Source organism: Pseudanabaena biceps PCC 7429, from assembly GCF_000332215.1.
GTDB lineage: Bacteria > Cyanobacteriota > Cyanobacteriia > Pseudanabaenales > Pseudanabaenaceae > Pseudanabaena > Pseudanabaena biceps.
This window is the reverse complement of sequence record NZ_ALWB01000033.1, coordinates 24672-40795: the sequence shown is the minus strand read 5'-3', so window position 1 is coordinate 40795 and position 16124 is coordinate 24672. Positions and strand designations below refer to the sequence as shown.

The window sequence follows — 16124 nt, the reverse complement described above, 5'->3', positions numbered from 1 at the left end:
TCTTTAACTTTAATTCTTTTTCTTGGCAATTTCCTAGTAGACAGTCAAAGTATTATCCCCTTCCTCTTTGCACACTCCTTTCCGCTTAGTCTCTTTTTCAGCAAGCCCTACTTATTGCTGAAATTATTTGGTTTTTAGTTACTCTTAGTTACTAAACTAGTTACTAATCAACATCCTTTTGAGTAAAAAAATATCTCTTGTTCTAGGGTATCCAAATAATATTTTCATTAATGATACCTAAGTAATATTTTGACTTGACTTTGCTCTAAACCTTATCTAGAGAGGTATTGAGATTAAATTCAGATTAACGTATTGCACTAATCCATAGGTCTACTATAATATAATTCGTTATGTAATACGGTATGGTATTTTTGTGTCTAGTGAAATCTAGATGAGACTTTAAACGCTCGACGTTAGAGAATCATTCTTGCCCAATAGAGCTACAGCATCTAGCTATACTTGATATGTATTGCTGCTAGATAGAACATATGTAGAAAGTTTTGGGTACTATAGATTCAGCACTCATAAGAAATATACGTCAGCTAGTTAGGTCTATTTATAATTTGTATCCCTACAATGAATCTAGACTGAGTAGAAATCTTCTCATCGTATACTTATCTCCCACATTACCAGTCTGTCTTTATGATCTAAATCTCATTCCTATTTATATTCTTTAAAGCTTATCAAAAATATGTTGGGCAAACTTTGTGCTTGAATATTATGTATTTTTCAGCATAATTAGATTGCCTATGTTTTGGGTGATTTTTAGTTGAATATAAAAGGCTGACATAGTTCATTCTAGAAATGGGTAATTTAACTCTCGTTGCTTTAAATTTCTTTGAAAGAAACGCATCCCCTTTTAGTGAGGAAACCCTGAACACATGCCCAAATATAGTAAACAAATAAACCCGCTTGCTTCATACTATCGGTTGATCGCAGCGACATTAACGATTGGGGGAATATCTCTACTAACTCCACTAACCACACTCGCGCAAAGTGTCCCCCAAACTGCTGCTGGAACAGCAATTCAGAATACGGCAACAGGTACGTATGAAGATCCGAACAACCCAGGTAGTCCTATTAATACTACATCCAACACGGTTACCGTAACTGTAGCAGAAGTAGCAGGTATTACAGTGACTGGTTCGGGATTCACTAACCAGACTACCCCAGGCGGTCCTGTTCAGCCAGGGAATGTGTTGGTATTTACCTACACAGTTACCAACGTTGGTAATGATTTTACCAGATTCCAGATTCCCAATGTTTCAACAACAACGGGGCCAGCTACTGTTTCTGGTGTATTGCCTGTTGATAAAACTGGTGCTACTCCTGCAAGCGGTCAACTGCAATATAGTACTGACGGAGGGGCGACTTGGACGAACGTACCTGTTGCTGGACTAACAACAGCGGGGATTGCTCCTAACGGGACTGTGCTAGTAAGGGTACCAGTTACCGTTCAGGCGGGAGCTAATGCGGGGGATGTCATTACTGATAGATTGGGACAAACCCCTGGGGATGCTCAAAACCAGCCACGGATTGCCGATGGTGGTGATATTTATACAGTCGCTCCTACTCCCGATCCTAATGGTCCATCAGTCAATGGCGTGAGGGAAGCCAGTGCTACTCAGACGACGACCGTTAACAGTACTGCTAAAACAAGAGCCCTAGCAACTATTCTAAAAACTCAGACTGCCTATAGTAATGCGGGGACTCCTGCGACTCTGACCGATGATTTGTTGACCTATGGGTTGAGTTTGAGGGTTGAGAGTAATGACGTAACTAGTACAGGTATTTCTCCTGCTGGATTGGCTGGGACAAGTATCTCGCTGGATGGCTCTACCGTTACACGGATCTTGGTCTCTGATGCGATTCCCGCAAAGACTGTACTTAACGTCGCGCCGACTCCTCCTGCGGGCTGGATCGTGGTTTATACGACCACTCCTGTGACTACTAATGCTGATGCGGCTACATGGACTACGACTGCTCCAACCTTAAGCTCGGTTACCAGAGTTGGTTTTGTTAACAATCCTGCGCTGATTACCTCAGTAGCGACGGGAGCGACAGTTACAGGCTTTAATATCCAAGTCAAGACAACTGGTGCGACAGCTAGTCCGACCACCATCTATAACATTGCTCAGGTGGCAGGTACTACCGTTGGCGATCCGACTACGAAGATCTATGACGACTCAGGTGACCAAAACCCAGATAATTTCAATCCTGGTACGAGTACCTTTCCGACTACGCCCGATGGTGGATTTTATTCTGGTACACCTACACCGACCAATATTGATACAGGGAATAATAATACTGGTACCAATAATCCTCTTGGTAATGTTAATGCAACTACGATTACAACGCCTGTTGCTAGTTCGGTTTTGAATGGACCTAGTGCGGCTCCTGCAGCCGTTGGACCGACAAGCAATAACGATGACTTTACCAATCAGTCTGCTTTGATTCCACCTAATACGGCTCCTGGAACGACCATCGATCCTGCTCCTGTATCCTTCACTAATACTGTTCAGAATAGTGGTACGACAGCAGGTAATATTTCTCTGATTCCAACTAAACCAGCAACTACGACCGATCTGCCTAATGGAACTGTCGTGACTGTTTCCTATCAGGGTATATCTGCTTCTTATACCTACAACTCTACTACGGGAATCTTTACCTTTACTTCAGGGGTTGGTACTGTCGGCGGTAACCCCATTGGAGCCACAAACCCAGTGCAAATCCCTGCGGCGGCAGTGCCTGCGAACGGAGCTGGTTCCGCTAATTATGGGGTCAGTGTCGATCTTCCATCAGGAACTCCTCTTTCGACGGATGGTAGCGCTCAGGGCGCAGGTATCACAACGGTTCAACGCGGTTTCCCCGTGCCAATCACTGCTTTTGTTGATGCAAATGGAAGCGGCTCGCCTACGGCACAAGTCCAGAACATTACCATTGATCGCGTTTATACAGGCTTCCTGCAACTTGTAAAACAGTCAAGGGTTTTACAGGGAACTGGTCCTGCTGTGTCGGGTACTGACGGAACCTTTAGCACCACAGCCAAGAAACCCGCTCCTGGTAACATCATTGAGTATCAAATCGTCTATACCAATATTTCCGACCTCGCGGCGGGAACTGGAAATGTGGTTCTGAATGCTGGCAAGGTGGTTATTACGGAAGATGGTGTTACAGCTCCCAATAACTGGGCAAAAGACAATGATGCTAATGGTCAAATTGATACTAGTAACATTGTTGGTTCGGCTAAGGATTCTGGTGCTTCTACGATCTCTTTCTTTAGTGGTACTGCGGGTACTACTTCTAGTGGTGATCAGACTGGTACGACTGCAACTACCGATGTCACCAAGTACATCGATAGCGTTACTGGTACGGTTGCTCCTGGGATATCCAGAACCTTTAATTTCCAACGTAAGGTGAACTAGATAATCGCTTTGAATTCAAGAATTAGAATGGTTATCATTCTAATTCTTGAATTCCATGGTTATTGTTATAAATTAGGTGATCAAAATGCAACGTATGAATTTAATTGGAATTGGAGCGATCGCTCTTTTATCCACCGTCCCTTTTACTGGTGTTATGCCAGGGCTTGCTAGTTCGCAGTCTAGTGAACCAGTATTTGCTCAATCATCTCAGCAACAAGCCCCAATTCAACTCAAGCTTGTCGCTGAAAGGCAGTCGGTTGTGGCGATCGCTTCAGGACAAGTGGAATGGAAACCTCTACCCACGAATGCGTCTCTGCGTCCAGGAGAAAATATTCGCTATGTGGTAACTGCTAGCAATATTAGCGATCGGCAAATTAAAAACTTGGTTGTAACTCAACCTATTCCCAAGTCTTCGATTTATGTTTTAGGCTCGGCAACCTTGCCCACCATTCAAGGTGCAAAGTTAGACTACAGTATCGACGGAGGTAAAACTTATAGTGATAATCCGACGATTCGGGTCAAATTAGACAGTGGTGAGATTGTAAATCGTCCCGCACCTGATAGTATGTACACGAATGTTCGCTGGAAATTTGGTGATAGCTTCCCTGCTAAGACTATTACCTATGCTACCTATCAAGTTCGGATTCGTTAGGGGCAAATCAAGGCAAATCAATATATCCTGATCGATCGAATAATTGTGGAATATGATCAGTCATTCGATCGACCAATTAAGGATTTCAATAAAGGATTTCATATAAAAACTTTTTAGATCAAGATTTTAGGCCCTTAAGGTTACCTGTTGAAAATGAAAACTCGAAGTCTGACGATAAAACAAAATTTTCTGCGAAACAGCCTAAACCTTACTGCCGTATTTCTGTTTGGCGCGATCGTTCAAGTATGTAATGCTAGCCAAGCGCAGACGAAAACTCCGATTCAGAATACTGCTTCCTATAGCTATACCAATGCGGTAGGTAATATTTTCACAGGTAATTCTTCGGCAACAACAGTCAACCCCACCGCAGTCTCAAATTCCCTAATCGATCCCTTTGGTCTTTTGACCTCTTGCGATGGTGGTATATTGAGTGACTACAGTGGGTTTAGCGTCGGTCTATACGAATTGCTCAATTCTACAGGTGATATTGGCTCGCCAGTTTCACTCACTGCTACAGTCCCTCCTAGCCAAGCAGGTGGTGGCAAGACTGCTGGATTAGATCCAAATTTCTATAATGCCAATCCTTTCTTCTTGACATCTAGTGATAAGGGTAAGTTTAACTTCTTGCTTGATGTTAATCGCGGTCAAGTGGATGTGGGTCGAGAATATATTTTGGCGGTAAAACAGCCAGCTAACTCTAATTTAGGTGGCAGGCGCATCAAACTGACGATCACTGCGCGAAACGGCAATGTAGTTAGTTATACGGCTACTTCTTTAGATGGCAATCCCATCTCGGCATCGAGTGGAGCGACTTCTTTAAATGGAGTAATTGATATTACGAATGCGGCGACGGTAGGTTTGAGTTTGGCTGTGGCAGTTAACCTCAAGGTTGGTGTATGTGAGGCGCAAGCGATTCAAATTTTGAAAACAGGCGATCGCGCTGCTGCCGAACCAGGCGACACAGTTATTTATCGTTTAGCTATTCAAAATCTCTCCTCTGCGCCAATTAATCAGCCTTCGATTACGGATAATCTGCCCTTGGGCTTTCAATATGTTAATGGTTCGGTGCGGGCTGCTCTTGGCTCAAATACGGTGACAGTAAGTGTGGTACAAAATGGGAGAAGTTTGACCTTCACTCCCAATGTTGCTCTTCCTAAGGCTTCAGATAATCTCGCTCTGAGCATTGTCTATGCAGCCCAGCTTACTAATGATGCGATTCGGGGTAATGGAATCAATCAAGCATCAGTATCGGGTATTCGTGCGGATAATCAACAGGTGGTGCGTGATGGTCCCGTCTCCTTTGCTCTGAGAATTCGCCCAGGGCTATTGTCGGATTGCGGTACTTTGATCGGTCGCGTATTTGTTGACAAAAATTTTGATGGCGAACAACAACCAGGCGAACCAGGTATTCCTAATGCGGTGATTTATATGGATGATGGTACTCGGATTGTTACGGATGCCAATGGGCTATATTCTCTCAGTAATGTTCTTTCGGGTAGTCGTACTTTAGCGATCGATTTGACCTCGGTCCCTGGTTATACCCTCGCACCAAATCTATATTTTATCGAGCGTAACAGTCAATCGCGGTTAGTAAAACTGGCTCCTGGTTCATTAAGTAGAGTGAACTTCGCTTTGACTCCTGCGGCGCGTGGTATTGGTACAACCGAAAAAGGAGGTTCTAAGTAGTGAAAAGTATTTCCATACCTCTTGGTAAATTAGGAATTGTGGTATTGCCACAGATTTTGCTGTTATTGATGTCGGCAACTGTGAAGGCAGAACTAATTGCTGATTCGCCAACAAAAGATTTAGATATTAATCATCAAAAATCATTAACTGATAAAAATAAAATTGATGCCAAAGCTAATGCCAAAGCTGATGCTAATGCCAAAACCGATGCCAAAACCGATGTCAAAATAGCATCTCCCCTGAATAAAGAAGTTCAAGCAATTCCCAATAGGACTGATGTAGCTTCTTCGCAGACAGCAACTCCTAATCGATTGGACTCTAAAACCAGCAATTCCTTGAATGGAAAAGTCGCTGATACTGCGGTTCCCGCTGAGCAAGTGCTGCCAAGGATTGTGATTCTCTCGCCTACGATGGGGACTGTTTTGGATGTCCCTGCGGCGACGGTTACGATTCAGATGCCTGCAAATACTAAAATTGAACTCGTAGTGAATGGTAAGTCAGTCAACCCTAATTTGATTGGTCGTTCGGAACTAGATGAAACTAATAAATTAGTTACGCAAACTTGGTACGGTGTCCCTTTGCAGCCTGGAGATAACCAGATTGTGGTGAAGGAAGCTGGTACGGAATCGGTTGCTAGTTCGATGAGCTTAAAAGTTCGAGGTAAGCCCGTAAAACTAGTAGTCAGTACTTTAGAATCCCGTGTTCCTGCTGATGGGCGCTCTAATGTCACCATTGATGGGCAATTGGTTGATGCCGATGGTAATCGCTCTAATTGGGATGACTTGGTTACTTTAGAAGCTAGTGACGGTGAGTTAATTGGTACGGATGCTTCGCCCGAACAGCCAGGATTTCAAGTCCGAGCTAAGCTGGGAAGATTTACGGCTCAGTTGCGATCGAGCTTAAAAACTGGAACGGTGACGATACGTGCTGCCAATGCCAAAATGGAAGCCTTTACCCAAGTTTTATTTGAAACTGATCTCCGTCCCTCTTTGGTGACTGGGGTTATCGATCTGCGCTTTGGGGCTAGGGGTACTGATTTCTATCGCAGCTTGCGCGATTTTTTGCCTACGGATCTCAACAACAATACCCAAGTCGATCTCTATGGTGCTGTGTTTGGTACGGGACGGATTGGTGAGTGGTTATTTACAGGTGCATACAATAGCAACCGCTCTCTGAATCAAGACTGTGCGGGTAATCGTAGTTTATCGGGTACGACGCAATATTGCGATCCGCAGTATCCAGTTTATGGAGATAGTTCTACTTCTACCAAGACTACGCCATCCTATGACAGCTTATATTTGCGCTTTGAGCGTAATTCTCCTGTTAAGGGCGCGAGTACGGATTACTTCATGTGGGGAAATTTCACCACGGATGAATTCACTTCGCGATCGCAGCAATTTAGCGGGATTTCAAGGCAATTGCAAGGGTTTAAAGGTAACTTTAATATTGGCGATGTGCAAATTACGGGCTTTTATAGTAATGTCGGTAAATCCTTTCAGCGCGATACGATTGCTCCTAATGGTACGAGTGGTACTTATTTTCTTTCAAAGCGCTTGCTGATCGAAGGTAGTGAAAATGTCTTTGTGGAGTTGATTGATTTCTTTAGTGCGGGAACGGTGATTGCCAGTCAATCGTTAACCCGTGGTAAAGATTACGATATTAACTATGACAATGGTTCTATTCTCTTCCGTCAGCCATTATTACAAACGGAAATAGGTGATTCTGGGCAGCTTTTGCGCCGTCAGATCGTCGTTACCTATCAAAACGAGCAGGTTGGTGGTGATAGTAATATCTATGGCGGTCAAATACGCTATCATCTCAACCGCAGTCAAAATCAACCGAGTTGGATCGGAGCCAATTACTTTAAAGAGAGTCTTGGTATTCGCAACTTCATCTTATATGGAGCGAATGCGCTAATATCTTTTGGTGAAAAGACCCAGTTGATTGCGGAATATGCGCGATCGCAAAATGATTCGGAGTTGTATGGATATATTACTGGTACAGCCCTCCGTTTTGAGTTAAACAGCGAGTTAAGTTCGGATATTATTGGCAAGCTTTATTATCGAAAAGCGGAAACTGGGTTTGCGAATAATGCTACGACAAGCTTTGTGCCAGGACAAACTAAATATGGAGCGGAATTAAATGCGAAAGTTAGTCCCACGACTATTTTTAAGGTTACCTATGACCAAGAAGAAAATCTTGGTGTTGCCCCTCGTCCGCTAACTTCGCTCACCGATCTTCTCAATGTCGGGCAGCAGGCTACTCCTGGATCGGCTGTAGACAATTCTCTGCGTACTATTAGTTTGGGGCTACAGCAAAATCTCGGTTCTTCGCTACTCAATCTCGATCTGTTGTTTCGCGATCGCCAAGATCGGATTTCTCCAAGTACCTTATCGGGTAATTCTACGCAGTTGCGATCGCGTTTAAGCGTGCCCATTGCCGACAATGTCAAACTTACTGCCCAAAATGAAGTTAGTCTTTCCTCCAGTTCCGATGCCGTTATTCCCGATCGCAGTGTCTTAGCTTTAGATTGGACTATTTTTCAAGGCTTGACGGCGCGATTGGGGCAGCAATGGTTCCATTCGGGACCTCTTGCAGGTAATTCGATTACCAGTGCCGATCTGCTAGGAGAATATAAACTCGGTACCGATACCACCTTTACGGGACGTTACTCCTTAGTGGGTGGAGCGAATAATGCGACAACTACCCAAGGTTCCTTAGGGTTGAACCAACGCTGGCAAGTACTGCCTGGAGTGCGGTTAAATTTTGGCTACGAACATATATTTGGTAGTTTTGGAACGACTACGACCACAGGCACATCGTTTTTACAACCCTTTGCGGTCGGTCAATCTTCTAGCTCTCTGACCTTGCAGAATGGCGATAGTTACAATATTGGGTTTGAATATACGGATAATCCAGATTTTAAGGCAAGCGCCAAATTTGAGAATCGCAGTAATAGCAGTAGCAGTAATACCGTAGTTACAGCCTCAGCCTTGGGGAAACTTTCTCCTGCCCTGACCATGCTATTTAATTACCAGCAATCCAGTGCCGCAAATCAAGCAATTGTGGGATTAGGCACGATTTCCAGCCTCAAGGTTGGGCTTGCCTATCGCGATCCTAATGATGATAAATTTAATCTATTGTTGCGGTATGAATATCGTCAAAACCCTAGCATTGTGCCTGATTCACTGCTCCTTGGTAGTGGCACTGGCTATAACGACTATACCTTGGCTTTAGAAGGCATTTATGCACCCAACTGGCAATGGGAATTTTACGGTAAGTTAGCTTTACGCAATAGTACAACTACTGTCGCTTCTGATTTTACGGCGGTATCGGCAACTAACTTGACGCAATTTCGGGTTACTTACCGTGCAGGGTATAACGTTGAGTTAGTTGGTGAAACGCGATTTCTCAATCAACCGACCGCAGGTTATAGCGAAATGGGATTAGTAGGTGAGGTGGGTTACTACCTGACTCCAAATTTGCGCCTAGCAGCGGGCTATAGTAGCGGCGCAGTGAATGCTGATCGCGATTTTAGCGGTACGCGCTCGGCGGGTGGGCTATACGCTGGTATCACTGTGAAGCTGAACGAATTGTTTGATGGTTTTGGCTTGCAGAAGACTCCACCTCGCCAGCAACAGGAGCCGATCGAGCCTCAAACCCCTGTGGCTACTGCTTCTCCCCAAACACCAAAAGTCGCTGCCGTAGCAACGCCACCGATTCCACAAGTAATCAGTCTTAATGTGGCGCGATCGCTGATCTTTAAAGAGAATCGCCAAAGTGGGCTTCCAAGTAACCTTCCAAGTAGCATTTCTAGTAATAGTGCGGAGTTCGCAATATCTGATATTGCAATTTTGGAAAATCTCGTTGCGATTTTGAAGGAATATAACGATCTCTCCATTGATATTCGCGGATATATTGGTTCGCTGGCGGAGATGAATTCTGGAGATAACCTTGCGGCTCATCGGATGATGGCGACGAGAAAGTACTTGCTCGATCGCGGCGTGTCCAGCAACCAGATGACCTTACGCTCCTTAGGTGGTGTTCCTAGCAGTGCCGAGCTGATTAGTTCAGCTAGCAATACGGCTAGCAATATGGATGGGAAGGTGACCCCAGTCAGTTTTGCGATTAGTGGGAAAGCCGATGTATTTAATGCGATCGCGACCAGATTACAGACCATGGCAGCAAATTCGCCAACGGCCGAGTTTTTACAAAGCCTTTTGCCCAATGCTTCGCCGATCCTCCAAGCTAGTGCAAGCCCAGCTAATCCTTCTAACGGTAAAGTTCCTAGCTTATCTGCGGCGGTTAATGTCGGTAATGATGGCAAGATCGCCGACTTGAGTTATGCCACCCTTGATCGCATGATTGAGAATTTAAAGACCAATTCCAGTCTGCTGTTTGAGATTCAAGCTAATTCTACTTTGAATGCTTCGGCAGGACAGGATCTGGAAACTATGAAGATGATTGCTGTCAGAACCTATTTACTGGATAAGGGCGTGAGTTCTGATCGGATTTTATTAAGTTCTCGTAGTGGCAATGTAGATAGCAATGGTAACTCTCAAGTCTATATCTCCCTCAATCAGGATGATAGTAATCCCAATATTGCTGCTGTTCCTGTAGCCCCAGCAGCAACGGTGCAGGCAAATGTGGGCAACTCTGCTCCCTTGGCAGTTTCGACCAACGCGGCTTTACCCTTGTCTCTCTTTTTGGAAGCTGATCGGCGCTTATCTAATTGGCTTGATCTTGCCTATAGGACAGTTCCTGATTCTCAAATTAATCCGCAAATTAATCCGCAAATTAATCCAGTATTTAACAATTCAATTCAAATATCTAATCTTGGATTTGCCCCGTTGTTAAGTCAACTGCCCCTATCAATAGATTCGCTTTTGGCGATCGCCCTTCCTGAAAATTCAGCCCGATCCACTGCTGCTCGCAATATCTTCTTGAGTTATGCGGTGGAGGTATCTCCGCCTCAACTCTTGAGTAAGTTGATCGGCAATGAGTTAGCAGCCACTAACTTCCCTAATAATAACGAAAGTAAAGTCAGCGAGCCTGTTGCTACTAACGCTGATCGTCGTCTTGCCACTGCTTTTAACTTCTTATTAACAAATAAGGGTGATACTACTACCGCATTCTTGCGAGCGATTGGGCTCAGTCCAACTGAGAAAAGTGGCTTTGTGATCGATCCCGAACGGCTCTCAAATCTAAAAAATTAGAAACTATGCGAAAACTAAACATTAGAAAAGTAAGTACAGTATTAATAGCTTCTATCGGTTTGATAGTTGTAGAGGGAATGACATTTGGTAGGAATGATTTCGCGATCGCGGAAACTTCTCGTCCTAATTACCAAATTACCGTTAATAGCGATCGCGATGACGAGATCCAGCCCAATAACGAAATGACTCTACGCGAGGCAATGGCGATCGCTAATGGCAGTCTATCGATCGATCGGCTCAGCGAGTCCGAACGCGCTCAAATTAAGCCGCTAGCCGCCAATGCTAAGGGTTCGCGAATTATTTTTAATTTGCTGCCTAATCGCACGACGATCGAGTTACGCCGATCTTTACCTGATATCAGCAGTCAAAATCTGATTATTGATGGTACGACCCAAGCGGGGTATGACTCTCAAAAATCCTTTGCCCAAGAATTAGCAATTCCGCAACCGATTGTGGCGATCGCCCCTGCCAAGGGGGTAGAGATTTTGCGAGGATTGACGATCGTTGCTGATGGCGTGACGATCAAGGGCTTAAGTCTCTATGGATTTAATGCGATCGAATCTGTACCCACAACCACTCCTGCCGCCGATATTTTTATTTCCCATCAGGCTCCACCACCCGATGCGACGCAACAACCAGCCAACTCTGCTCCTTTCTATGACAGCAATCGTGCGCCTCAAGGGGTGAATCTCGAAGCAAACTGGCTGGGTATTCCTCCTACGGGGGATATACCGAAAAGAACCTCTAGTTTTGGCGTTTATTTATTTAATAGTAGCGATGCGGTGATTCGTCACAATCGGATTGCTTACCATGAGGGCAGTGGTATTGTCACATCCGTAAAGGCGACGGGAACTCAAATTATCGAAAATGCCATTACCAATAATGGTTTCGATGGAATGCCCCATGGCATTTATCTAGAAGGTGAAGTTGCTAATCTTCGCATTAAGGGCAATACCCTCTGCGCTAATGATGGTAGTGGAGTATATCTTTTTAAGCCGACTGGGGCGATCGCCATTGAAGATAACCGCATTCTCTTTAACGATCGCAGTACTAGCTATGCGGCAATCTATCTGATGGGTAACGACCATCGGGTGACTAATAACGAAATTCGCCATCAAAATGGATCGGGGGTAGCGATCGCTGCTTTCCCTAAAAGCGATCGCAATCTCATTCGCAGGAATACCTTTACAGCCTTAAAGGGCTTGAGTATCGATCTGATTTCTCAGCGGCACATTAGCGATCGCGATTTCATGACGGGAGATGGGATTAATCTTCCCCGCGACTCCCATTTTCGGCGCGTCGATACGGCTAATGGGGCAATTAATGCCCCGATTTTTCTGGCTACTGCCTTTCCGATGTTTTCTCCTAACCAAGTCAATATTGATGGTACGGCCGATGCTGAGACCGAAGTCGATATTTATCGAGTTACTGGCAAAATCGATTCCAATCTTCCCTATGGTGCTCTTAGTGAATACTTGACCACGGTTAAAACCGATGTCAATGGTAGGTTTGGGACTTCTCTCAAAAATGTACAGGTAGGAGATACCATTAGTGCGATCGCCACCGATCCGCAATATGGTACTTCTGAACCAGCCTTCAATGCTCGAATTGTCAATCCCGATCTATCAGCTCCCCCACTCTCTCCACCTCCAGCCACAATTCCTGTTTGTACAACACCGCCACAGGTTGTGCAGGTTCCGCCATCGCCTGACCCGATCGTTTTATCTGTGCCCCGTCAAATTCACTTTGCACTCGATCGTGCCGAAATCAGTCCTACCAGCGCTAAAGTTCTGGATCGGATTGCGGATGTATTAAAACAATATCCAACGATCGTTATCACCCTGACTGGACATACCGATCCTAGGGCTAGTGATGCCTATAATGTTGAGCTTGGCTTTAGGCGATCGCGTTCCGTTCGCAACTATCTAATGCGACGGGGCATTGCCTCTGAACGCATGACCGTGCGATCGCTCGGTGAAACCCAGCTAGCTTCACAGGGCAATCAAATTACTGACTATGCCCGCGATCGGCGTGTCGAAATTTATTTTAAGGATTATCGAGATATTGAAATCATCTTTGAGACACAGGAAGAAGATTTACAGATAGAAGGTAGATGAACGTCTTGGATCGACCATAACCGCTCTAATTTCTCCTAGCTAACTCCCAATTTATTGCTATCCTTCCAGCGAAAATAATTATGCATTCACGATACAACCTACCAAGAAACATCAGCAAGTCTATACAGAAGCTAATTCTGCGAGGATATCGAAAATGGCTAACGATCGCGATCGCTAGTATATTTGTGATGATTTCTTTTTTCCCCATACCATTTCCCCAGATATTTAAGAGTGGAAATTTAAAGAGAATAGAAATACCATCAATAATTGAAGAAGCAAATGCCCAAACAGCACCAGCGCTATGTGGAATACCAGGAAAAGATGGAGTTGGAACACCCGCAGGGATCATCAACACCTACTATCCAGGAGTATCGACAGTAACAGCAGGAGCAACATCGATCACCGTCGGAACGAAAGATATCAATGGAGCCACAACGGATATAGCCGCAGGGGATTTGCTGTTGATTATCCAGACACAAGACGCAGCGATTAACTCCACCAACACAGATGCCTATGGTGATGGAGTAGGAGGAGATGTACCTGCCTTAGTAGCAGGAGGAACACAACCAACGAACGGAGCGAGTGGTTATTTAAGTGGAAGCGCAGGGAATTATGAATATGTAGTGGCAACAGGGGCAGTGAGTGGAGGGGCAGTACCGATCAAAGGAACGAACGGAGGCGGACTGATCAATAGCTATGTGAGTGCCGCAGCGACGGCAACTCAGGGAAAACAAACCTATCAAGTTGTGAGAGTACCACAATATTCGAGTGCGACCCTAGGATCCGCAACATCATCCTATTGGAATGGAAGTACGGGAGGAATAGTTGCCTATGATGTAGCAGGAAACTTGAGTTTAACTGGGGGCATTAATGTTAACGGTAAAGGATTCCGAGGTGGAGGTGGTCGCTTATTGGGGGGAGCGGTTAGTCCCAATACAGACTATCGGACATTATCAACCATAGATAAGAATGGATCGAAAGCCGAAGGGATTGCGGGAACACCAAGATTTGTCATCAATCCTACTACCCTAGCGCTTGTGGATAATGTGACTGAAGGTTATCCCAATGGCAGTTATGGGCGGGGGGCTCCTGGCAATGCGGGAGGAGGTAGTACCGATGGAAATCCCAATGGTAATGATGAAAACTCTGGCGGCGGCGGCGGTAGTAATGGTGGCGCAGGAGGAATTGGAGGGCGATCGTGGAATTCCAACTTACCGACAGGTGGGTTTGGCGGTAAACCTTTTCCAGCTACGACCAGTCGTTTAGTATTGGGCGGTGGTGGTGGTGCTGGTACTACTAATAATGGATCTTTTTCGCCACCAAATACCGATACGTCTGGTAGCGGCATATATAGTAGTGGTGCTTCAGGCGGTGGGATGGTCATGCTGCGGACTAATACAGTTAGCGGTACGGGGACGATTAGTGCTAATGGGAGCAGCGCTCGTGATGTGACAAGAGATGGTAGCGGTGGTGGTGGTGCTGGTGGGAGCGTGCTAGTCTCTGCTCTCAGCAATAATGTCGCTGGACTTACCGTTAGCGTTGTCGGTGGTGCAGGTGGTAGCGCATTATTTACCGATCCCCATGGTCCTGGCGGTGGCGGTGGTGGTGGTGTTGTAGTCTCCAGCGCTGGAGTAACAACTAATCTCCAAGGAGGGATTGCTGGCGTAACAGGAATTACATCCAACCCTAATAACGGAGCGGTAGCGGGAACAGGATTAGCGGTACCAATTTCCGTGGGTACGGTTCCAGGAGCAAGCTCAGGAGCCGCTTGCGTTCCCGCTTTAACCGTAGTGAAAACCACGAGTACACCAACGGTAAATCGAGGTGGTCAAGCAACTTATAAAATCGTGGTAAGTAACGGTGCAGGTTTAGCAACGGCAAATAACGTGGCGATCGCAGACAATAGTTTGCCCACAGGTTTTACCCTTGCGGCTAGCCCTGCACCGACCATAAGTTTAATTGGCGGCTCGACCCGACCTACTACCAGTAATCCAACCGCAGGAACTAGTAATTTGTCTTGGGGAACGTTCTCGATTCCAGGAGGAGGATCGGTCGAGATTCAATTTACAGTTGATGTGGGCACTAGTGTAGCGACAGGAACCTACAATAACCCAGCTTCAGCGACCTATACCGATCCTGCTACGAGTGGCTCCAAAACCGTTAGTTACGATATCGCCAATACTGGTGAAGATGTCACGGTTACTATTCCTTCTTCGCCGCAACTTTTGTTAGTAAAGAGGATTACGAATGTAAAGAGAGGAGGAGTTTCGATTACTCCAGCAGGGAGCGATAATTTTAATATATTTAATTCCGATGGAACAGCAGCAAATACCAATGTCAATTGGCCAGCTAACTATCTGAAGGGCGCTAACAACGGAGGAGCTGTAGCGCCAGGAGATGTTGTAGAATATACGATCTACTTCCTTTCCGCAGGTAATGTTGGTGTTACGAATGTTAATATTTGCGACTTAGTGCCTGCGAATACGACCTTTTTTATAGGTAGCTATAATGGTTTGACTCCATTAGATACAGGGAGTTCGGGAGGTAATTTAGGAATAGCTTTAGCGAGTGGTAGTGCTACCCCAACGGCGTATATGAGTAATGTTAGTGATGGCGATCGCGGTACTTTCTATGCTGCGGGAACGGCTCCTGCAAGTGGTTGTGTTAAGAATGTAGCAGGGACATATTCGGCAATCACCAATAGTGACAATACTAATGGGCTAGTAGTGGTTAATGTCGCCAAGAGTCCAGTGACAATACCTAATGCTACAGGTTCGGGAACGCCAGCTAATTCCTACGGGTTTGTGAGGTTTAATGTCACGGTTAATTGAGTAACGAACTGGGCATAAGTTTGCCCCAAAGATGAGTGGCGGCAATTCGCGTCGTCACTCATCTTTGGGGATTTATACCAAGTTAAGAAATGGCTACGCCATTTCTTAACTTGGTATAAAACTTTTTCTATAAAATTAAGCATAGTGAATTCGCTGATATGATCGAAATAAACTCAGTATTTCTGCCTTAGAATAAC

At 45.2% G+C, this 16124-nt stretch carries 6 protein-coding genes; all 6 read left to right on the top strand.

Annotated elements, in window-relative coordinates; translation table 11 throughout:
• Positions 1-881: 881 nt before the first annotated feature.
• Positions 882-3425 (top strand): beta strand repeat-containing protein, encoded by a 2544-nt coding sequence (locus PSE7429_RS05960; protein ID WP_009626189.1) that lies wholly within the window; start codon positions 882-884, stop codon positions 3423-3425.
• 94 nt (positions 3426-3519) lie between these two features.
• Positions 3520-4077, top strand: a complete 558-nt coding sequence (locus PSE7429_RS05955; protein ID WP_158467614.1) for a DUF11 domain-containing protein — start codon at positions 3520-3522, stop codon at positions 4075-4077.
• Positions 4078-4230: 153 nt separating this feature from the next.
• Positions 4231-5763 (top strand): DUF11 domain-containing protein, encoded by a 1533-nt coding sequence (locus PSE7429_RS05950; RefSeq protein WP_009626187.1) that lies wholly within the window; start codon positions 4231-4233, stop codon positions 5761-5763.
• On the top strand, positions 5763-10979 hold the full coding sequence (locus tag PSE7429_RS05945; RefSeq protein WP_009626186.1) for an OmpA family protein: 5217 nt from the start codon (positions 5763-5765) through the stop codon (positions 10977-10979). The genes PSE7429_RS05950 and PSE7429_RS05945 overlap by 1 nt, the downstream gene beginning before the upstream one ends.
• A gap of 77 nt (positions 10980-11056) precedes the next feature.
• Positions 11057-13096, top strand: coding sequence for an OmpA family protein (locus PSE7429_RS05940; protein WP_052017657.1), 2040 nt, complete (start codon positions 11057-11059; stop codon positions 13094-13096).
• A gap of 80 nt (positions 13097-13176) precedes the next feature.
• Positions 13177-15927, top strand: a complete 2751-nt coding sequence (locus PSE7429_RS05935) for a beta strand repeat-containing protein (RefSeq protein WP_009626184.1) — start codon at positions 13177-13179, stop codon at positions 15925-15927.
• The last annotated feature ends 197 nt before the right edge of the window (positions 15928-16124 follow it).

Bases quoted from the DNA above. Each gene is read 5' to 3' on its own strand.
- PSE7429_RS05960 (WP_009626189.1), top strand. From the start codon at position 882: ATGCCCAAATATAGTAAACAAATAAACCCGCTTGCTTCATACTATCGG.
- PSE7429_RS05955 (WP_158467614.1), top strand. From the start codon at position 3,520: ATGAATTTAATTGGAATTGGAGCGATCGCTCTTTTATCCACCGTCCCT.
- PSE7429_RS05950 (WP_009626187.1), top strand. From the start codon at position 4,231: ATGAAAACTCGAAGTCTGACGATAAAACAAAATTTTCTGCGAAACAGC.
- PSE7429_RS05940 (WP_052017657.1), top strand. From the start codon at position 11,057: ATGACATTTGGTAGGAATGATTTCGCGATCGCGGAAACTTCTCGTCCT.
- PSE7429_RS05935 (WP_009626184.1), top strand. From the start codon at position 13,177: ATGCATTCACGATACAACCTACCAAGAAACATCAGCAAGTCTATACAG.